We start from the raw sequence: 18,442 nt of genomic DNA, 5'->3' as shown, positions 1-18,442 counted from the left end.
TATCCTAATAACTCTTTAATAAAAGGAGTTAGGTTTATGAGAATTCTCTGGGCTATTTGTGTTGTATTCGGGGCTATTGGTTTTGTTCAAGGTATCGTTGGGGTTTTCGGCGCTGTCAGCGCGCCTCAGCAAGCAGCAGGAGCAGCCATGGGAGTTGCCTGGGCAGTAATTCCTTACTGCATTGTCCGAGCCATACAGCAGATGCGTCCGCAGGAAGTGGTGATTAAAAAAGAAGATTGATTGCCATCATCCATAGCAAATTCAGCCTCGCCTAAGCGGGGCTTTTTTATGCAAAGCAAAGAGATTCTTTTCGAACGGAGACGGCATGCAGGTCGTGAATGATAGTGACCCGCGCGTAACTCCATCGCAGAACGGCATCACTTACGTTGAAAGCGAGATGATATTGATGATAGCAATGATTTCATGGATGTTTAGACGTCTAAATGGCCTATCGTCAAGCTATTATTGTGATGATGATAATCATTATCATTTATGGGTCCTCCCGGCAGGGTGGCCTGCCACGGGGCGGCTGGCGCGCGGGAAACGGCTAGTTTTTCGGAATCAGGGTCATCATCATCATGTGCGCAGGTCTTTGATTTAATTAGAGGCCATTTTCGCAAGATGTCGAATCGTTCAAAAAGTGTTCACCATCATGGACCAGGAAATTGCCACTTTAAAACTCAATATCAATCAGCTGGCAGGGATAACCGGCGTACACCGTCAGACGGTTGCCGCGAGACTGAAAAATGTTGAACCTGCTCCAGGCAGCAACAGCAAGTTAAAGCTCTATCTGGTGACCGACATTCTGACCGAACTGATGATCCCTACCGTTTCGGCCAACATCGATGATATGCCCCCCTCTGACAGGCTGTCCCACTGGAAAGCAGAGAATGAGAGGCTGAAGTTCGAACAGGATACGGGGCAGTTAATACCCGCAGATGAAGTGGCGCGAGAATTCTCATTGATGGCGAAAGCCGTCGTCATGGTACTTGAAACCCTCCCGGATGTGCTCGAGCGCGACTGTGCTTTAACGCCTGCTGCGGTAGTTCGTGTGCAAAGCGTTATTGATGATCTGCGCGGCCAGATGGCGGAGAGGGTGCAGGACGCTGAAAAAGAGGAGGAAGAGCCTGAGGAGGACTGATGGCAAAGCGGGCATCCGCCAGGGACATCCGCCGCGATGTCTCCGGTATTTTACGAGCCCCGCGTCGTATTCCGGTGGCCGATGCGGTCAGTACTTATATGCGCGTGCCAATGGGGGCGGGAAACTCAGTTCCATGGGATCCGGATCTGGCACCCTATGTGATTGAGCCGATGAACTGCCTGGCATCGCGTGAATACGATGCGGTGGTGTTTGTGGGCCCGGCGCGAACGGGTAAAACCATCGGGCTGATTGACGGCTGGATTGTTTATAACATTGTCTGCGATCCGGCAGATATGCTTGTGATTCAGGTATCTGAGGAAAAAGCTCGCGAGCATTCCAAAAAACGCCTGGACCGTACTTTTCGCTGTAGCCCTGAAGTTAAAACCCGGCTAAGCCCAAGACGTAACGATAACAACGTCTACGACCGTACATTCCGCGCCGGTAACTATCTGAAGCTTGGCTGGCCATCCGTCAATATCATGTCGTCCTCGGACTATAAGAGTGTGGCGCTGACGGATTATGACCGCTTTCCGGAAGATATCGACGGGGAGGGGGATGCTTTTTCACTGGCATCGAAGCGTACCACGACATTCATGTCCTCCGGGATGACGCTGGTTGAAAGCTCGCCCGGGAGGGATATCAGAGACACAAAATGGCGGCGTTCCACGCCCCATGAAGCCCCTCCGACCACCGGAATTTTATCGCTCTATAACCGTGGTGACCGCCGTCGTCTTTACTGGCCATGCCCGCATTGCGGCGAATATTTCCAGCCGGAAATGGACAATATGACCGGGTACCGCGACAGCAGCGATCCTGTGCTTGCCAGCGAAGCGGCTTTTCTACAGTGCCCGGCCTGTAAAGGCAGGATCACACCGGACATGAAGCGTGCGCTTAACATGAAATGTGTCTGGCTCCGGGACGGGCAAACCATCGACAGGAAAGGCCAGGTTAGCGGTGATGGCCGTCGTTCCCGTATTGCCTCCTTCTGGATGGAAGGTCCGGCAGCTGCTTACCAGACCTGGGCTCAGCTGATCTACAAATTCCTGACAGCAGAGCAGGAATATGAAACCACCCGCAGTGAGGAAACACTGAAGACGGTTATCAATACCGACTTTGGCCGACCTTATTTACCCCGCGCCAGCATAGAGCAACGCAAAAGTGAGTTGCTGGAGCAACGTGCTGAAGACGTGCCAAAACGCTCGGTCCCGGACGGCGTGCTGTTCCTTACAGCAACCGTGGACGTTCAGGCGGGCCGCAACAGGCGGTTTGTTGTCCAGATAACCGGTTACGGGAGTATGGGAGAGCGCTGGATAGTTGACCGCTACAACATACGGCAGTCCCTGCGATGTGATGGTAACGGAGAGAGCATCCAGATCGATCCCGCGAGCTACCCGGAAGACTGGGATCTCCTGCTTACGGATGTCTTCGAGAAAATCTGGCCACTGGCATCTGATCCGTCAAAAGGCATGAGGCTGATGTCGATGGCGGTTGACTCCGGCGGTGAGGATGGCGTCACGGATAACGCTTACAAATTCTGGCGCAAGTGTCGCCGTGAAGGGCTGGGTAAACGGGTTTATCTCTTTAAGGGCGACAGTGTACGCCGCAGCAAACTTATTCAGAGGACATTCCCGGATAACACCGGAAGGTCCACCCGCCGCGCGCAGGCGACTGGTGATGTCCCGCTTTATCTTCTTCAGACCGATGCCCTGAAAGACCGGGTGAATAATGCCCTCTGGCGTGATTCTCCCGGGCCAGGATATGTTCATTTTCCCTCCTGGCTGGGCAACTGGTTCTACGACGAACTGACCTATGAGGAACGCTCAAATGAAGGGAAATGGAGTAAGCCTGGCCGCGGCGCCAACGAAGCATTTGACCTTCTCGTCTATGCCGATGCCCTCTCCATCCTTAGCGGGTACGAAAAAATCAAATGGCCGTCTGTTCCTGAATGGGCACGGCGGGAAACGTGGGTCGAGAGCACGCAGACGGAAACTGGCGAAGCGCCATCCCCGATACCTGCGGCGAAACCAAAGCCAAAACCAAAACGTGAGAAGCCCGTAATCAGCGAGGCGAATCCGTGGACAAACTCAGGAGGATGGGTGTGAATCAGGCAGATATTCAAAATATGATCGACCGCTATGCATCAGCAGAGCTTGCCGTTCTGGAAGGAAAATCCATCACCTTTAATGGTCAGCAGATGACATTCGAAAACCTGTCGGAAATCCGAAAAGGGCGACAGGAGTGGGAACGTCGTCTTACTGCACTCAACAACAAACGCCGTGGGAGACCCGGCTACAGGCTGGCGAGGTTTGGATGAGTCTTTTAGATGATGCAATAGGCCTGTTTTCGCCGGGCTGGAAAGCTTCACGCCTGCGTGCCCGTGCGGTAATCAAGGCCTATGAGGCGGTAAAGCCTACCCGGACCCATAAAGCACAACGGGAGAATCGTTCTGCCGACCAGCTCAGCCAGATGGGGGCGGTTTCGCTTCGTGAGCAGGCCCGTTGGCTGGATAACAATCACGATCTGGTGATTGGCGTGTTCGACAAGCTTGAAGAGCGGGTTATTGGTAAGCAGGGGATTATTGTTGAACCGATCCCCCTACTGACCAACGGGAAAATCGCCAAGAAACTGGTAAAGGATATCCGTAGAAAGTTTGGTGAATGGTCTGTCAGACCTGAAGTGACTAACCAGTTTACCCGACCGATGCTTGAGCGCCTGATGCTTCGCACCTGGTTACGGGATGGTGAAGTATTTGCACAACTGGTTAGTGGTACAGGCAACGGCCTTCAACCAGTCGCGGGTGTGCCATTCTGGCTGGAAGCACTTGAGCCTGATTTCGTACCCATGAACAGTGACGCCGCATCCCAGATGAATCAGGGGGTCTTTGTTGACAACTGGGGACGACCCAAAAAATACCAGGTTTACAAAAGTCTGCCGGTTTCCGGGAGACAGTTTGATACCAAAGAGGTAGACGCAGCAAACATGCTCCACCTCAAATTTACCCGCCGCCTTCACCAGACCCGAGGCACCTCTCTTCTGTCTGGGGTACTGATGCGCCTGAGTGCGCTCAAGGAGTATGAAGACTCCGAACTTACCGCAGCGAGAATTGCCGCAGCACTGGGCATGTATATCAAAAAGGGTGACGGGCAGAGTTTTGACTCCGATGACAAATCTGGTGATGACCGTGAGCTCATGATCCAGCCTGGCATGTTGTATGACGACCTTCAGGCCGGGGAAGAAATCGGGATGATTAAGTCTGACCGACCTAACCCTAACCTTGAGACGTTCCGCAATGGTCAGCTGCGTGCTGTTGCCGCAGGCAGTCGCCTCAGCTTTTCCAGCACTGCCCGCAACTACAACGGTACTTACAGCGCCCAGCGGCAGGAGCTGGTGGAGTCAACCGATGGGTATCTGATACTTCAGGACTGGTTTATCGGCTCAGTCACCCGACCGATGTATCGGGCCTGGCTGAAGATGGCAGTCGCCGCCGGAGAAATCAGCCTTCCACGCGGTGTTGACATGGATACGCTTTACAACGCTGTCTACTCAGGGCCGGTCATGCCTTGGATTGATCCTGTCAAAGAAGCAAATGCCTGGAAAACCCAGATACGCGGTGGTGCTGCAACTGAATCTGACTGGGTTCGCGCCAGCGGCCGTAATCCGGACGATGTGAAGTCACGCCGTAAAGCGGAAGTTGATGAAAACAAAGAAATGGGGCTGGTGTTTGACACTGACCCCTCCAATGATAAAGGAGGCACCAGTGCCGAAGTCAAAGAGCCGGGCGGTCCACCGTCCGAAAGCCAGCGTAAAAAGTAATTCGTGGTTCCGGATGCAGGCCAGCAATAACAATGCGGCCGAAATTTATATCTACGACGAAATCGGCTACTGGGGGGTGACCGCAAAACAGTTCGTTAATGACCTCAAAGCTCTCGGTGAGGTCAGTCACATTAACCTTCACATCAACTCACCGGGTGGTGATGTCTTTGATGGCATCGCCATTTTTAATGCCCTCAAACATCATGGCGCGTCAATCACTGTGCATATTGATGGTCTGGCCGCGTCAATGGCCTCCGTCATCGCAATGGTGGGCAATCCGGTCATCATGCCTGAAAACACCATGATGATGATCCACAAGCCATGGGGATTTGCCGGGGGTGATGCTAACGACATGCGCGACTATGCGGACCTCCTCGACAAAGTTGAATCAGTGCTGATCCCGGCTTACGCGCAGAAGACCGGAAAAACCACTGAAGAAATCGCGGCAATGCTGGAAGACGAAACCTGGATGGACGGCAACGAATGCGTCTCGCTGGGGTTTGCCGACCAGGTTACACCTTCCCTACAGGCGATGGCCTGTATTCACTCAAAACGTATCGAGGAATTTGAAAAGATGCCAAACAGCATTCGCAATTTGATCACCCCGCCGCGCAACTCTACCCAGCGTGACCAGGGAAATCAGCATAATCCATCCCAGCAGCCGAATCCCGCACCGGTCATCAACGAAGGTGATGTCCGCGCTCAGGTTCTGGCTGAGCAGAAGGCCCGTGTGAATGGTATTGGCGATCTCTTCGCCATGTTCGGTAACAAACACATGGATCTGCAAAACAAGTGCATTGCCGATCCTGAATGTTCCGTTGAGCAGGCTAAAGATTTACTACTGGCTGAGCTGGGTAAAACTGCCACCCCATCCAACAAAACCACTCAGGTTCATATTCATGCCAGCAACGGTAATTTCGTGGCCGATGGTATTCGCCAGGCACTGATGGCGCGTGCCGGCTATGAAAATCAGGAGCGTGACAACGTCTACAACGGTATGACACTGCGTGAATATGCGCGTATGGCCCTGACCGAAAAAGGTATCGGTGTGTCCAGTTATAACCCGATGCAGATGGTCGGGCTTGCTCTGACGCACAGTACATCTGACTTCGGCAATATCCTGCTCGATGTTGCAAACAAGGCTCTGTTGCAGGGCTGGGAAGAAGCTGAAGAAACCTTCCAGCGCTGGACCAAAAAGGGGCAGCTGTCAGACTTTAAGACCGCCCATCGTGTTGGCATGGGTGGATTCCCGTCGTTGCGTCAGGTTCGTGAAGGGGCTGAGTACAAATACGTTACCACTGGCGATAAAGGCGAGACGATCGCCCTGGCAACTTACGGTGAAATCTTCTCCATCACCCGTCAGGCTATTATCAACGATGACCTCAATCAGCTGACTGATGTGCCGATGAAGATGGGCCGCGCAGCCAAGGGTACCATTGGTGATCTGGTTTATGCCGTTCTGACCAAAAACCCTAAACTGTCAGATGGGAAAGCATTGTTCCATGCTGACCATAAAAACCTGTCATCTGGCGCGATCTCCGTCAGTAGCCTTGATGACGCTCGTAAGCTGATGCGCCTTCAGAAAGAGGGCGAGCGCTCCCTGAATATTCGTCCGGCATTCATGCTGGTACCGGTTGGCCTTGAAACACTGGCAAACCAGACCATCAAGTCTGCCAGCGTGAAAGGGGCGGATATTAATGCCGGTATTATCAACCCTATCCAGAACTTTGCAGAAGTTATTGCGGAAGCGCGACTGGATGATGCCGATGCAAAAGCCTGGTATCTGGCTGCCGCACAGGGCACAGACACCATTGAAGTGGCTTATCTGAACGGGGTCGATACGCCATACATCGACCAGCAGGAGGGATTCACCACTGATGGTATCGCCACGAAAGTGCGTATTGATGCCGGTGTGGCGCCGCTGGACTATCGCGGCATGACCAAATCAACTGGCCAGTAATAAACAGCCTCGATAACCAGACGCCCGTAAGGGCTTTTTTTATACCTGAAACCAGCCCCGAAAGGGGCTGAATGGAGCACAACATGGCGAAGAATTTTGTACAGGACGGTAAAACAATCTCTCTGGTGAATGGCGGGACGGATGACATTCTCAGTGGTGAACCGGTTGCAGTCGGAAAAGTAATTGCTGTGGCTATCACGGACATTGCAGCTGGCCAGAGCGGGGACGGTTTCACGGAAGGCGTGTTTTTGCTTCCCAAACTGGCCGCTGATGCAATCACTGCCGGGGAACAGGTTTACCTGAAAGACGGTAAAGTGCAGCTGACGGAAACCGATGCGGTCGTGGCCGGGGTCGCCTGGGAATCCGCAGGTGCAAACGTGACTGTGGTTGAAGTAAAAATCAATGGCTAATCCGTTTGAAAGGCTGGCGGGTCGCATGGACGCGGCCACGGTGAAAACCATGGGGAAAACTGTGCTGATCAATGGCGTGTCTCACGATGCCATCTCAGCCGACCTTCTGGAGGAGATGGGCCCGCTATCAGGGAATATTCATTCGCTGGTGGTGTTCAGTGCAGAGTATTCCCCGCGGCGAAACGACGAAGTGGAATGGGAGGGCAAGAACTGGACCGTTACCCGCCACGACACTTTTAACGGGAAACCACGTATCTTCATTGAATAGGAGGTGTTATGTCGATTAAAGGCCTGGAACAGGCAATCGCTAACCTCAACAGCATCAGTGAAAAAGCCGTCCCCCGCGCCAGTGCTCAATCTGTTAACCGCATTGCAGGACAGGCAGTCAATCGCAGTGTTTCAGTCGTTTCAAAGTCAACCCGTGTCCCCCGAAAGCTGGTTAAACAGCGTGCCCGGATCCGGCGGGCAACCGTCAGCAAACCCCGCGCTCTTATCCGCGTGAACCGGGGAAATTTACCCGCCATTAAACTTGGGACCGCCAGTGTTCGTCTGTCGCGCAGAAAACGCGATAAATCAGGAGCCAGCAGCGTGCTGAGGATCGGACCGTTTCGTTTCCCTGGCGCCTTTATTCAGCAACTGGCAAATGGTCGCTGGCATGTACTGCGGAGAACAACCCGCAACCGGTATCCGATCGAAGTGGTCAGCATCCCTCTGGCGGTACCGCTGACTGAAGCTTTCCGCGCAGAGCTGCCGAGACTGATGGATGAACGTATGCCTGAGGTGATGCGGCAGAATCTGCAAAACCAGCTGAGGTTGATTCTTTCACGATGAAACACCCACAAATCCGTGCCGCCGTTCTGGCGGCGCTTAAACGTAACATTATCGAACAGGTCACCTGGTTTGACGGTCGCCCTGGCTTCCTTGACGAAGAGGATCTTCCGGCAGTGGCGGTATACCTGACGGATGCGCGCGCCTCGGACGACAACATCGATGAAGATATGTGGTCTGCACTGCTGCATATCGAGGTTTTCCTGAAAGCGAAAGAGCCTGATTCCGCTCTGGATGCCTGGATGGAAGAGAAAGTGTATCCCGCTCTGGGTGATATCCCCGAGCTGCTTCCCCTCATCGAATTGATGAACGCAAGCGGTTATGACTATCAACGCGATGATGAAGCGATGATGTGGGGATCGGCCGATCTCAGCTACTCAATCAGCTATGTAATGTGAGGACTTTATGACCACACCAAACCCTCTGGCGCCAACGAAAGGCGCTGGTACAACGCTGTGGGTTTATGCCGGAAGCGGTGACCCATTTGCGAACCCAGTTTCGGATGTAGGCTGGTTCCGCCTGGCAAAGATTAAAGACATCCAGCCTGGCGAACTGACAGCAGAGTCAGAAGACGATACCTACGTCGACGATGACAATCCTGACTGGACTTCGACCATGCAGGGCCAGAAATCTGCCGGCGAAACCAGCTTCACTCTGGCCTGGTTACCTGGTGAGAGCGGGCAACAGGAGCTGGTGAACTGGTTCGATGAGGGCGCTGTTAAAGGGTACAAAATTAAGTATCCGAACGGCGTTGTCGATGCCTTTAAAGGATGGGTGAGCAGCCTTGGCAAGACCGTTACGTCTAAAGAGACGATGACGCGAACCGTAAAAATCACCAACAACGGTAAGCCGTCACTCGCTGAAGACAGCGGTTCGGTACCGATTGGCGTAACGGGGATCACCCTGGATAAAGCCACGGCTGCTGTTGCTGTTGGCGCGACCACTCAGCTGGTGGCATCGGTGCTGCCAGCCAGTGCTTCCGATTCCTCGTTCCGGGTTGCAACCTCTGACCCGTCTAAGGCAACGGTCACCGTCAGCGGCAATACCCTGACTGTCACCGGCGTGGCGGCAGGTACCGTAGAAATCATCGTTATGAGCAATGACGGTAACTTTGTGGCGATCTGCAAAGTGACTGTTTCCTGATAACCGGGGCGTCAGCCCCGTTCCTGGAGTAGATAATGTTTCTAAAAAGCGAACTGCTTGAAAGTAACGGCAGCAGTGTCACATTGTTCCAGCTGTCAGCATTACAGCGTATTGAACACCTTGAATACCTGAAACAGATGGAAGCAGTTGAAGGGGGCGATATTCAGGCGGCCGTTACACTCACCGTGAAGAGTGGGGCTTATCTGGTGGCGATGTCTCTCTGGCATGGTCATTCCCTGAAAGGCTCTCAGGGCGATAATGCAGCGGCAGAAGTGGCAAAAATTCAGGATGAAGTCATGCAGACCTGGCCGGCTGAACTTATTGCCGAAGCTGAATATAAGGTAAAACTCCTGTCTGGCATGATTGCACCTGTAACGGATGATCCGGAAGAGCCTGGCGAAGAACAGAATGAGCCAGCCGAACCCGTTACGGCGGAAAAGCCCTCGCCAGCGAGCTGATATTTGCCATGAAACTGGCGCGTGAGTTCGGTCGCCCTGACTGGCGCGCCATGCTTGCTGGCATGTCTTCTACGGAATATGGCGACTGGAAAATCTTCTACCGGGACAACTACTTTCATGATGCGCAGCTGGATGCTCATTTCTCCGGCCTGCTCTACACCATATCAACCCTGTTTTTCGCCGATCCGGAATTAACCCCCGACAGTTTCAGCATTCTTTCTCCTGCATCGGATCCTGTCGATATCGATGGGCCTGGCGATGAGACGCTGATGGCAAAGGCAGCAGGAATTTCAGGAGGCGTACGCTATGGCCCAGACGGCAGTCGGTGATCTGGTCGTTAACCTTGACGTTAACTCGACGAAATTCACTGAACAGATCAGCTACGTTAAAAAAGAATTTAAGCAGACGGGTGATGCGGCAAATGATGCAGCGTTGCGAATGCAGCAGTCATTTACCCGCCAGGAGAGTGCCGCCCGTAAGGCCGGGATATCTGTCGGGCAATATAACGCTGCAATGCGTATGCTCCCGGCGCAGTTTACTGATATTGCGACCCAGCTGGCAGGGGGGCAGAGTCCGTGGCTTATCCTTCTCCAGCAGGGTGGCCAGGTGAAGGACTCCTTCGGCGGTATTATTCCAACGTTCCGCGCGCTGCTGGGCACTATCTCCCCGGTTATGGTGGGCGTTACGGCGCTTTCTGCCGCAACAGGGGCATTGTTCTATGCATGGTATGCCGGTTCGTCAACGCTGTCTGATTTCAACAAGACACTGGTGCTATCAGGGAATTCAGCGGGGCTGACCGCCGACAGAATGCTGGTTCTGGCACGAAACGGGCAGGCCGCAGGGCTGACATTCAACCAGACCAGCGAAGCGCTGACTGAGCTGGTCAATGCGGGTGTCCGTGCGGGTTCCCGCTTTGATGATATGAGCCAGGCGGTTGCGCGCTTTACTGACGCTTCAGGTGTGCCGGTTGATAAGGTTGCGGCCGCGTTTGGAAAACTGACCTCAGACCCGACCTCCGGGCTGATTGCCATGGCCCAGCAATTTCACAATGCGACTGCTGAGCAGATAGCTTATGTGGCGCAATTGCAGCGGGCCGGTGATGAAGCAGCTGCCCTGCAAGCGGCAAACGATGCTGCGACCTCCGGGTTTAACGAGCAGACAAAATCGCTCCGTGACAACATGGGAACGATTGAGTCATCGGCAGACAGCCTGAAGCGTGCCTTTAAATCGATGTGGGATGCGGCACTGGATATCGGCCGCCCTGACACTGCACAGGAGATGGTGGCAAAGGCAGAAGCCGCTTTCAAAAAGGCAGATGAAATCTGGAACCTGCGTAAGGGTGATCGTTATGTGAATGATGAGGCGCGCGCCCGGTTCTGGAACGACAGGGAAACGGCCAGACTGGCGCTCGATATGGCGCAGCAGCAGGCGGGTGTTGCCAAAGCGAACGAAGAGAATGCATCGCGAGAAGCGACTGCGGAATCTGACCGCCAAAAGTACGCCGCGCAGGCCCAGGCCAATTACGCCAAAACACAAAGTGCCCTGGAAAAGTACACGGCCCGCCAGAATGAGCTTAACAAGGCTCTGAAGGATGGCCGTATCCTCCAGGCCGACTACAACATTAACCTGGCTGCGGCAAAAAAAGAGTATGAGGATACTCTCAAGAAACCGTCGAAAAGGACCGCAGCGGTCAGAACGCCAGCCGGCACTCGGGCGACCGATACCGCCACCGCACAGACGATGGAGCTTGAGACGCAGTTACGCACACTGCAAGAGCACAAAGGTATCAATGACACTATCAGCCAGCAGCGGCAGGAGCTCTGGCGGCAGCAGGCCCGCTTCTCCGTTCTGGAAGAGGCCGCAAAAAAACGCACCCTCTCTGTGGAAGAAAAATCCCTGCTGGCCAGTAAGGATGAAGTGCTTTCGCGCGCGGAGATGAATGCAAAACTGGGTGATCAGATTGCCGCTCAGGAACGCCTTAACCGTCTTCAGGATACTTCACAAAAATACGTCACCCAGATGGGCGAGAAAACCCGCGCGCTGGTGGCGGGCGGGAGTATGGGGAGTCGGGCAGCGCAACGTCAGAATGAAGAGGCTCAACTCCGGCAGGGCTGGATGAATGCGGGCGGGTCAGATACTGATCCGGGTTATCAGAATGAGTTGACTGCACTGAAAAATTATTACGCTGAACAGGATAACCTGCGCGGGGACTGGCTTTCTGGCGCGAAATCGGCATGGGCGGATTATGCCGATTCTGCTGCTGATGCCTACGGGCAAATGAAGTCGTTTGCCACGAGTACGTTTGACGGTATCGGGCAGAATATGGCGGATATGCTCACGACCGGGAAAGCCAACTGGGGTGATTTTACGCGGTCAACCTTATCCATGCTCACTCAAATCCTGATGAAGCAGGCGATGGCAGGTCTGGTCAGCTCCGCCACAACAGCGATGGGATTTGATGGCGGCGGATACACTGGCTCAGGTGGGAAGTATGAGCCTGCCGGCATCGTTCACCGCGGCGAGTTCGTATTCACAAAAGAAGCAACGAGCCGGATCGGGGTCTCTAATCTGTACCGCATGATGAAAGGGTATGCCACGGGTGGTCTTGTAGGCGGAAGTGGTGCAGTACCAGCCGCAACGCCTTTTGGTGTGCGCGTTTATGCGCCCGTTACCGTTGAAAATGCCTCTGCGGGAACGCAGCAACAAGGCGATGGTGACCGCCTGGGTAAGGCATATCAGCAGGTCATCAATAAGTCTGTCAGTGATGGCATTGCTCAGGCTATCCGTCCTGGCGGACTCATCTGGAATGCCAATAATCGCAGGTAAAATTTATGGCTTTAGAGACATTCACCTGGGGCATTAAGGCATCCAGCCAGCCCACGCTCGGCAGTAAAGACTCGGTGCGAAAAGCGCAATTTGGGGATGGTTATGCCCAGGTCAGTGGGTCTGGGCTGAATGACGAAATGCTCACCTATGAGTTTTCGTTTTCCGGTGATCCACAAACCGCGATGCAGATACATGCTTTTCTGCGCCGACACAAAACGAAGTCGTTTATCTTCACACCACCTTTCGGTGATAAAGCGTTGTGGCGTGTCGAACCTGACAGCCTGAAACAGTCGCTGAAAAACGTCAAAGTGATGACCATTACAGCAACCTTCGAGCAGGCGTTCGCACCATGAGTCTTAATGCAGATTATCAAAAGCTTGAGCCGGGCAATCACGTCCGGCTTTTTTCTGTCGACGGTACGGCGTTCGGCATGTCAGATGTCCTGAATTTTCATTCGCATAATATCGCGCACACCCCAGAGGAGATTGATGCTGCTGGTGGTGATGAAAGTAAACTACCCGCGAAGTCTATCTGGTGGCAGGGGCAGGAATATAAGGCCTGGCCGTGTCAGGTGGAAGGCATTGAAGCCACCACTGACGGTACCAGTCCTCAGCCAAAACTGACAGTGGCTAATCTGGACAGCTCTATCACTTCGCTTTGCCTGGCATACGATGACCTGCTACAGGCAAAAGTCAGTATCCACGACACGCTGGCGCAGTACCTGGATGCCAGAAACTATCAGGAAGGTAATCCCTCAGCGGATCCGACACAGGAAAAACTGAAGGTCTTCTACATCGATGCAAAATCCACAGAAACGAATGAGCAGGTGGAGTTCACGCTTTCCAGCCCTATGGATTTGCAGGGGCTAATGATCCCTACGCGGCAGCTTCATTCCCTGTGCACCTGGTGCATACGGAACAAGTATCGCACCGGCGATGGCTGCGATTATGCCGGGACCAACTATTTCGACAAAAACAACAACCCGGTAAGCGACCCTTCACTTGATGAATGCAACGGAACACTTTCTGCCTGCAAACTGCGTCATGGTGAAGGTAATGAGCTTCCATTCGGAGGCTTCCCCGGAACGTCATTAATCAGGAGCTGATATGCGTCAGAAAACCATCGATGCGATTATGGCGCATGCTGCAGTTGAATATCCTCGTGAGTGCTGTGGAGTCGTAGCTCAGAAAAGCCGTGTTGAGCGGTATTTCCCATGCCGTAACCTTGCCGAAGCGCCGGAGGACAATTTTGTCCTTTGCATCGAAGACTACGCAGCTGCTGAGGACTGGGGAACGGTGATCGCCATCGTTCACAGTCACCCTGACGCCACAACGCAACCGAGCGAACTGGATAAAGCGCAATGCGACGCAACGCTTTTACCCTGGCATATTGTGAGCTGGCCGGAGGGGGATTTACGCACCATCCAACCACGCGGAGAACTGCCGCTGCTGGAGCGTCCGTTTGTGCTTGGACACTTCGACTGCTGGGGGCTGGTAATGAGCTATTTCCGGCAAACGCATGGCATTGAATTGCACGATTATCGTGTGGATTATCCCTGGTGGGAAAACGACTATCCGGACAACTTCTATCAGGATTGCTGGTATGAGTGCGGATTCCGTGAATTCGACGGGCCACCGAAACCCGGCGATATGGTGATCATGCAGGTCCAGGCCGATAAGTGGAATCACGCGGGAATTCTGCTGGAGGGCAATATGCTGCTGCATCACCTGTACGGACACCTAAGCCAGCGCGTGCCGTATGGTGGCTACTGGCAGGAAAGGACGATGAAGATCGTCAGATATAAAACGCTTCTATAGCCCACTCAGGTGGGTTTTTTTAAACCCCGCATTTCACCGCGCACCGCACGCGCAATTCAAACCAAGAAACTTTCAGGATGCACCTTGAGGAACCGGCTGGCTGTCGGAGCCTTCTTGGGGCCGTTTTCCTGTGCGACAAGGTTCATCACTAAAAGGTATTCCGATATGCAATATCCAACCGTATCTGTAAACGGCATTTCCGTTCGTGTCGATAATGAAGGTCGCTATAACCTGAACGATCTTCATGCGGCAGCTGTAGCAAACGGTCAGGCTACTGAGTCGCAAAGGCCTGGTGCCTTCATGCAGAGTATGCAGGTTAAGCGTTTTGTACGAACATTAAGCGATGCAATGAAAGTTGCATCGGTCAAAGTTGTCAAAGGTGGTACTGAGCAAGGCACCTGGGGTCTTGAGTTGGTCGCTATACGCTATGCAGCATGGCTGAATCCATTGTTCGAAATCAAAGTCTATGAAACATTTCAGATGGTGATAAGAAAAGGCATAGATGCCATGTCACGCCTTAACAAAATCGACCATGTGATTAACACCGAAACCAAAGCGATTAGCCAATGTGCCAGCCAGATGGCAAAGTGGGGTGTTGGTGGCCGCAAGCGGCTTCTACACACAGCACGGGAGCGCGTAGCTGATGAAGTACAGATGTATCTCCCCGGTATTTAAAGGGCGCGTGAACCAAGACAACATTCGGTTTTGCTACCGCTCGATCCCTGCTACTCTTTTGGCAAAATTGACCAAAGGGGATAGGGATATGAAAAGAATTTTAGTTTTTACCTCCATCTTAATGGTTGCTGGTTGTGCAACTAAGCCGGTGACAAATGAACAAGCACAGGATGTTCCTGCAAAACAGGTTATCAACAATACACTGCTAGTTAAAAAAGAAGGGACTGGTAAGGTAATAATCAAACGCGACTCTGGTTTTATGGGCAGCGCCTGCATGACCCGAGTTTATGTTGATGGCAAGGAGGTTGCAGACTTAGACACAGCTCAAAAGGTAACGGTCTATCCCAAAATTGGAGATCATATCTTTAGCGCTTGGCCCAAAGGTATGTGTGGCGGAGGCATGAGCGAACAGTCGGGTAAGGTGACAGATACTGGGGTATTGATGTTTAGAGTTGGTTACGGAACCAACGGTGATTTTGGTATCTACCCTACAGCATTTTGAATGCAGCAATTATATATAACCTCGCTCAGGCGGGGTTTTTTATTTTTAAGAGGTTTATATGTCTGAAGTAATGACTCGAATTGAACTCGGCGGCGAACCCGGGAAAATATTTGGTAAAACTCATTGGCGACTTATCAGTAAAGTTTCTGAAGCAGGTGTAGCACTCGCAAAAACAATCTCCGGGTTTGAAAGTTATATGGTAAACAGCAAGCGTCGCGGACTAACCTTTGCCATTTTTAAAGGAAAGAAAAACATAGGAGTTGATGACCTAGGGTTTCCGGTAACTGGTGAAGTGGTCAGGATTGTACCGGTTATCATCGGAAGCAAAAAGGCTGGTGTACTTCAGACAATATTGGGTGCTGTTATTGTTGCAGTAGGTGCGATTGCTACATTTGGTTTTGCCCAGGCTTGGGGTGTAAATGTAATGATGGCTGGTGGAGCTATGATGGCGGGTGGTATTGTCCAGATGCTATCTCCTCAGCCAGCAGGATTAGCCAGCAAACAAAGCGCAGATAATCGCGCATCCTACGCATTCGGTGGTGTAACAAACACCGCGGCGCAAGGCTACCCAGTACCGCTCCTTTATGGTAAGCGTCGAATCGGCGGAGCGATTATTTCTGCCGGAATTTATGTAGAAGATCAGCAGTAGATAGCAAACCTTTTTTCTGGCCACCTTCTGGTGGTTTTTTTTATGGGCGCAATATGGCTACAGATAAAATGTTAAAGGGCCGCAAGGGCGGCAGCTCAAGTTCCCGAACCCCTACTGAACAGCCTGATGATCTGCAATCTGTAGCGAAGGCAAAAATCCTCGTTGCGCTTGGCGAAGGGGAGTTTGCAGGGCAGCTAACTGGCAAAGATATCTACCTGGACGGAACGGCGCTGGAGAATGCCGACGGTTCCCAAAACTTTAGCGGCGTGACGTGGGAGTTTCGCGCAGGAACGCAGGCGCAAAAATATATTCAGGGTATTCCCGGTACCGAAAACGAAATCAGCGTAGGAACTGAGGTATCAAGCGCTACTGCCTGGACGCGCACCTTTACCAATACGCAGCTTTCAGCGGTTCGCCTGCGTCTGAAATGGCCCTCGCTTTTCAAACAGGAGGACGACGGCGATCTGGTGGGTTACTCGGTCAATTATGCGATTGACCTGCAGATGGACGGCGGCACATGGCAGACGGTACTCAATACCAGCGTGACCGGCAAAACGACGTCTGGTTATGAGCGCAGCCACCGTATCGATTTACCGCAGGCTGGCAGCACCTGGACAATACGCCTGCGTAAGATTACATCTGACGCCAACAGCGCGAAGATCGGCGACACGATGACGCTGCAGAGCTTCACTGAGGTTATTGACGCCAAGTTACGATATCCAAACACAGCGTTACTCTACATCGAATTCGATTCAAGCCAGTTTAACGGCTCTATCCCGCAGATCTCCTGCGAGCCACGCGGCCGTGTTATCCGCGTTCCTGATACCTATGACCCTGAAACCCGCACTTATAGCGGTACATGGACCGGGGCGTTTAAATGGGCATGGACGGATAACCCGGCGTGGGTTTTTTACGATCTGGTTGTTTCTGACCGGTTCGGCCTCGGTCACCGGTTGACTGCTGCGAACATCGATAAATGGACGCTTTATCAGGTTGCCCAGTATTGCGATCAGATGGTACCAGACGGCAAGGGGGGCAACGGTACCGAACCACGTTATACCTGTAACGTGTACATCCAGGACCGGAACGACGCCTACACAGTCCTGCGTGATTTTGCTGCTATCTTCCGTGGTATGACCTACTGGGGCGGGGACCAGATTGTTGCCATGGCTGACATGCCGCGCGATGTTGATTACAGCTACACGCGCGCTAACGTTGTTGGCAGTCGCTTCACCTATTCGAGCAGCACCACGAAAAGCCGCTACACCACAGCGCTGGTATCATGGTCTGATCCCGGTAATGCTTACGCCGACGCGATGGAGCCGGTATTTGAGCAGGCGCTGGTGGCGCGGTACGGTTTCAATCAACTGGAAATGACAGCTATCGGCTGTACCAGGCAGTCTGAAGCAAACCGAAAGGGGCGCTGGGGTATTCTCACCAACAACAAGGATCGCGTTGTTTCGTTTGATGTCGGGCTGGACGGCAACATTCCTCAGCCGGGCTACATCATCGCCGTGGCAGACGAGCTGCTTTCCGGAAAGGTTATGGGCGGACGCATCAGTGCCGTTAACGGTCGCGTTATCAAACTTGACCGCGTAGCAGATGCGGCAGCAGGTGATCGCCTTATTCTCAACCTACCTTCCGGTGCATCGCAGAGCAGGACCATTCAGGCCGTGAACGGTGAATCAGTCACAGTCACCACGGCATACAGTGAGACGCCACAGGTCGAAGCTGTTTGGGTGGTTGAATCTGACGAGCTTTACGCGCAGCAGTACCGCGTTGTCAGCGTAAGCGATAATGATAATGGCACATTCTCGATCACGGCCGCTTGGCACGATCCGGATAAATATGCCCGTATCGATACTGGCGCAATTATCGACCAGCGGCCAATAAGTGTAATACCTCCTGGTAATCAGTCCCCGCCAGCCAACATCGTAATCAGCTCGTTTTCTGTTGTTCAGCAGAATATCAGCGTCGAGACCATGCGCGTCAGCTGGGACCAGGCGCAGAACGCTATCGCCTATGAGGGGCAGTGGCGCCGCAACGACGGAAACTGGGTGAACATGCCTCGCAGCTCCACCACGTCATTTGACGTCCCGGGGATTTATGCCGGGCGCTACCTGGTGCGCGTGCGCGCAATTAATGCCGCTGAAATTTCCTCAGGATGGGGATATTCAGAAGAGAAGACACTGACCGGCAAAGTAGGTAATCCGCCTAAGC

The 18,442-nt window shown here is 53.0% G+C and carries 20 protein-coding genes and 1 pseudogene; all 21 read left to right on the top strand.

Features of this window, described 5'->3' with window-relative positions:
* Positions 1–36: 36 nt before the first annotated feature.
* On the top strand, positions 37–240 hold the full coding sequence (locus ACHH0Z_RS22070; protein ID WP_023292741.1) for a hypothetical protein: 204 nt from the start codon (positions 37–39) through the stop codon (positions 238–240).
* A gap of 412 nt (positions 241–652) precedes the next feature.
* Positions 653–1,141 (top strand): DUF1441 family protein, encoded by a 489-nt coding sequence (locus ACHH0Z_RS22065; RefSeq protein ID WP_045406528.1) that lies wholly within the window; start codon positions 653–655, stop codon positions 1,139–1,141.
* Positions 1,141–3,243 carry a phage terminase large subunit family protein gene (locus ACHH0Z_RS22060; RefSeq protein WP_045406526.1) on the top strand — a complete coding sequence of 701 codons (2,103 nt, stop codon included), beginning with the start codon at positions 1,141–1,143 and terminating at the stop codon, positions 3,241–3,243. Before ACHH0Z_RS22065 ends, ACHH0Z_RS22060 begins: the two co-directional genes overlap by 1 nt.
* Positions 3,240–3,455 carry a hypothetical protein gene (locus ACHH0Z_RS22055; RefSeq protein ID WP_045406801.1) on the top strand — a complete coding sequence of 72 codons (216 nt, stop codon included), beginning with the start codon at positions 3,240–3,242 and terminating at the stop codon, positions 3,453–3,455. Before ACHH0Z_RS22060 ends, ACHH0Z_RS22055 begins: the two co-directional genes overlap by 4 nt.
* Positions 3,452–4,954: a phage portal protein gene (locus ACHH0Z_RS22050; RefSeq protein ID WP_045406524.1), complete on the top strand. Its 1,503-nt coding sequence runs from the start codon at positions 3,452–3,454 to the stop codon at positions 4,952–4,954. Before ACHH0Z_RS22055 ends, ACHH0Z_RS22050 begins: the two co-directional genes overlap by 4 nt.
* Positions 4,899–6,914 carry a ClpP-like prohead protease/major capsid protein fusion protein gene (locus tag ACHH0Z_RS22045; RefSeq protein WP_338390621.1) on the top strand — a complete coding sequence of 672 codons (2,016 nt, stop codon included), beginning with the start codon at positions 4,899–4,901 and terminating at the stop codon, positions 6,912–6,914. The genes ACHH0Z_RS22050 and ACHH0Z_RS22045 overlap by 56 nt, the downstream gene beginning before the upstream one ends.
* A gap of 83 nt (positions 6,915–6,997) precedes the next feature.
* Positions 6,998–7,324, top strand: a complete 327-nt coding sequence (locus ACHH0Z_RS22040; protein ID WP_045406798.1) for a DUF2190 family protein — start codon at positions 6,998–7,000, stop codon at positions 7,322–7,324.
* Positions 7,317–7,592 carry a hypothetical protein gene (locus ACHH0Z_RS22035; RefSeq protein WP_045406520.1) on the top strand — a complete coding sequence of 92 codons (276 nt, stop codon included), beginning with the start codon at positions 7,317–7,319 and terminating at the stop codon, positions 7,590–7,592. The genes ACHH0Z_RS22040 and ACHH0Z_RS22035 overlap by 8 nt, the downstream gene beginning before the upstream one ends.
* Before the next feature lie 8 nt (positions 7,593–7,600).
* Complete coding sequence (locus tag ACHH0Z_RS22030; protein ID WP_045406518.1) at positions 7,601–8,155, top strand: phage tail protein; 555 nt, start codon at positions 7,601–7,603, stop codon at positions 8,153–8,155.
* A complete protein-coding gene (gene gpU / locus ACHH0Z_RS22025; RefSeq protein ID WP_045406516.1) occupies positions 8,152–8,550 on the top strand; it encodes a phage tail terminator protein in 399 nt (132 codons plus the stop codon). The genes ACHH0Z_RS22030 and gpU overlap by 4 nt, the downstream gene beginning before the upstream one ends.
* A gap of 7 nt (positions 8,551–8,557) precedes the next feature.
* The gene (locus ACHH0Z_RS22020; RefSeq protein ID WP_045406513.1) at positions 8,558–9,295 is read left to right on the top strand and encodes a phage tail protein; all 738 of its coding nucleotides are present in this window, start codon (positions 8,558–8,560) and stop codon (positions 9,293–9,295) included.
* Between the two features lie 35 nt (positions 9,296–9,330).
* Complete coding sequence (gene gpG / locus ACHH0Z_RS22015; RefSeq protein ID WP_045406512.1) at positions 9,331–9,753, top strand: phage tail assembly chaperone G; 423 nt, start codon at positions 9,331–9,333, stop codon at positions 9,751–9,753.
* Between the two features lie 8 nt (positions 9,754–9,761).
* A pseudogene (locus ACHH0Z_RS22010) lies at positions 9,762–10,076 on the top strand (phage tail assembly protein T); the annotation flags it as partial.
* Complete coding sequence (locus ACHH0Z_RS22005; RefSeq protein ID WP_045406507.1) at positions 10,060–12,579, top strand: phage tail tape measure protein; 2,520 nt, start codon at positions 10,060–10,062, stop codon at positions 12,577–12,579. The pseudogene ACHH0Z_RS22010 and the gene ACHH0Z_RS22005, both read left to right, overlap by 17 nt.
* Positions 12,580–12,584: 5 nt before the next feature.
* A complete protein-coding gene (locus ACHH0Z_RS22000) occupies positions 12,585–12,932 on the top strand; it encodes a phage tail protein (protein ID WP_045406503.1) in 348 nt (115 codons plus the stop codon).
* Complete coding sequence (locus tag ACHH0Z_RS21995; protein ID WP_045406501.1) at positions 12,929–13,684, top strand: phage minor tail protein L; 756 nt, start codon at positions 12,929–12,931, stop codon at positions 13,682–13,684. Before ACHH0Z_RS22000 ends, ACHH0Z_RS21995 begins: the two co-directional genes overlap by 4 nt.
* A gap of 1 nt (position 13,685) precedes the next feature.
* Positions 13,686–14,396: a C40 family peptidase gene (locus ACHH0Z_RS21990; RefSeq protein WP_045406497.1), complete on the top strand. Its 711-nt coding sequence runs from the start codon at positions 13,686–13,688 to the stop codon at positions 14,394–14,396.
* 165 nt (positions 14,397–14,561) lie between these two features.
* Complete coding sequence (locus tag ACHH0Z_RS21985; RefSeq protein ID WP_045406495.1) at positions 14,562–15,071, top strand: KilA-N domain-containing protein; 510 nt, start codon at positions 14,562–14,564, stop codon at positions 15,069–15,071.
* 88 nt (positions 15,072–15,159) lie between these two features.
* Positions 15,160–15,573: a lipoprotein gene (locus ACHH0Z_RS21980; RefSeq protein ID WP_045406492.1), complete on the top strand. Its 414-nt coding sequence runs from the start codon at positions 15,160–15,162 to the stop codon at positions 15,571–15,573.
* Between the two features lie 58 nt (positions 15,574–15,631).
* On the top strand, positions 15,632–16,222 hold the full coding sequence (locus ACHH0Z_RS21975) for a tail assembly protein (protein ID WP_045406489.1): 591 nt from the start codon (positions 15,632–15,634) through the stop codon (positions 16,220–16,222).
* Positions 16,223–16,275: 53 nt separating this feature from the next.
* Positions 16,276–18,442: host specificity protein J (locus ACHH0Z_RS21970; protein ID WP_395149564.1), on the top strand; the 2,167-nt coding region annotated here is incomplete at its 3' end.

Source organism: Enterobacter cloacae complex sp. 2024EL-00227 (assembly GCF_043945315.1).
Lineage (GTDB): Bacteria > Pseudomonadota > Gammaproteobacteria > Enterobacterales > Enterobacteriaceae > Enterobacter > Enterobacter roggenkampii.
Note: the sequence above shows the minus strand (reverse complement) of the source record. Positions and strands in the feature narration are given on the sequence as shown.

What these genes read in the sequence shown, in the direction of transcription:
- ACHH0Z_RS21985 (WP_045406495.1), top strand. Translation starts at nt 14,562, where the DNA reads ATGCAATATCCAACCGTATCTGTAAACGGCATTTCCGTTCGTGTCGAT.
- ACHH0Z_RS21990 (WP_045406497.1), top strand. Translation starts at nt 13,686, where the DNA reads ATGCGTCAGAAAACCATCGATGCGATTATGGCGCATGCTGCAGTTGAA.
- ACHH0Z_RS22020 (WP_045406513.1), top strand. Translation starts at nt 8,558, where the DNA reads ATGACCACACCAAACCCTCTGGCGCCAACGAAAGGCGCTGGTACAACG.
- ACHH0Z_RS21980 (WP_045406492.1), top strand. Translation starts at nt 15,160, where the DNA reads ATGAAAAGAATTTTAGTTTTTACCTCCATCTTAATGGTTGCTGGTTGT.
- ACHH0Z_RS22040 (WP_045406798.1), top strand. Translation starts at nt 6,998, where the DNA reads ATGGCGAAGAATTTTGTACAGGACGGTAAAACAATCTCTCTGGTGAAT.
- ACHH0Z_RS22000 (WP_045406503.1), top strand. Translation starts at nt 12,585, where the DNA reads ATGGCTTTAGAGACATTCACCTGGGGCATTAAGGCATCCAGCCAGCCC.
- ACHH0Z_RS22070 (WP_023292741.1), top strand. Translation starts at nt 37, where the DNA reads ATGAGAATTCTCTGGGCTATTTGTGTTGTATTCGGGGCTATTGGTTTT.
- ACHH0Z_RS22035 (WP_045406520.1), top strand. Translation starts at nt 7,317, where the DNA reads ATGGCTAATCCGTTTGAAAGGCTGGCGGGTCGCATGGACGCGGCCACG.
- ACHH0Z_RS21995 (WP_045406501.1), top strand. Translation starts at nt 12,929, where the DNA reads ATGAGTCTTAATGCAGATTATCAAAAGCTTGAGCCGGGCAATCACGTC.
- ACHH0Z_RS21975 (WP_045406489.1), top strand. Translation starts at nt 15,632, where the DNA reads ATGTCTGAAGTAATGACTCGAATTGAACTCGGCGGCGAACCCGGGAAA.
- ACHH0Z_RS22050 (WP_045406524.1), top strand. Translation starts at nt 3,452, where the DNA reads ATGAGTCTTTTAGATGATGCAATAGGCCTGTTTTCGCCGGGCTGGAAA.
- ACHH0Z_RS22065 (WP_045406528.1), top strand. Translation starts at nt 653, where the DNA reads ATGGACCAGGAAATTGCCACTTTAAAACTCAATATCAATCAGCTGGCA.
- ACHH0Z_RS22005 (WP_045406507.1), top strand. Translation starts at nt 10,060, where the DNA reads ATGGCCCAGACGGCAGTCGGTGATCTGGTCGTTAACCTTGACGTTAAC.
- ACHH0Z_RS22060 (WP_045406526.1), top strand. Translation starts at nt 1,141, where the DNA reads ATGGCAAAGCGGGCATCCGCCAGGGACATCCGCCGCGATGTCTCCGGT.
- gpU (WP_045406516.1), top strand. Translation starts at nt 8,152, where the DNA reads ATGAAACACCCACAAATCCGTGCCGCCGTTCTGGCGGCGCTTAAACGT.
- gpG (WP_045406512.1), top strand. Translation starts at nt 9,331, where the DNA reads ATGTTTCTAAAAAGCGAACTGCTTGAAAGTAACGGCAGCAGTGTCACA.
- ACHH0Z_RS22030 (WP_045406518.1), top strand. Translation starts at nt 7,601, where the DNA reads ATGTCGATTAAAGGCCTGGAACAGGCAATCGCTAACCTCAACAGCATC.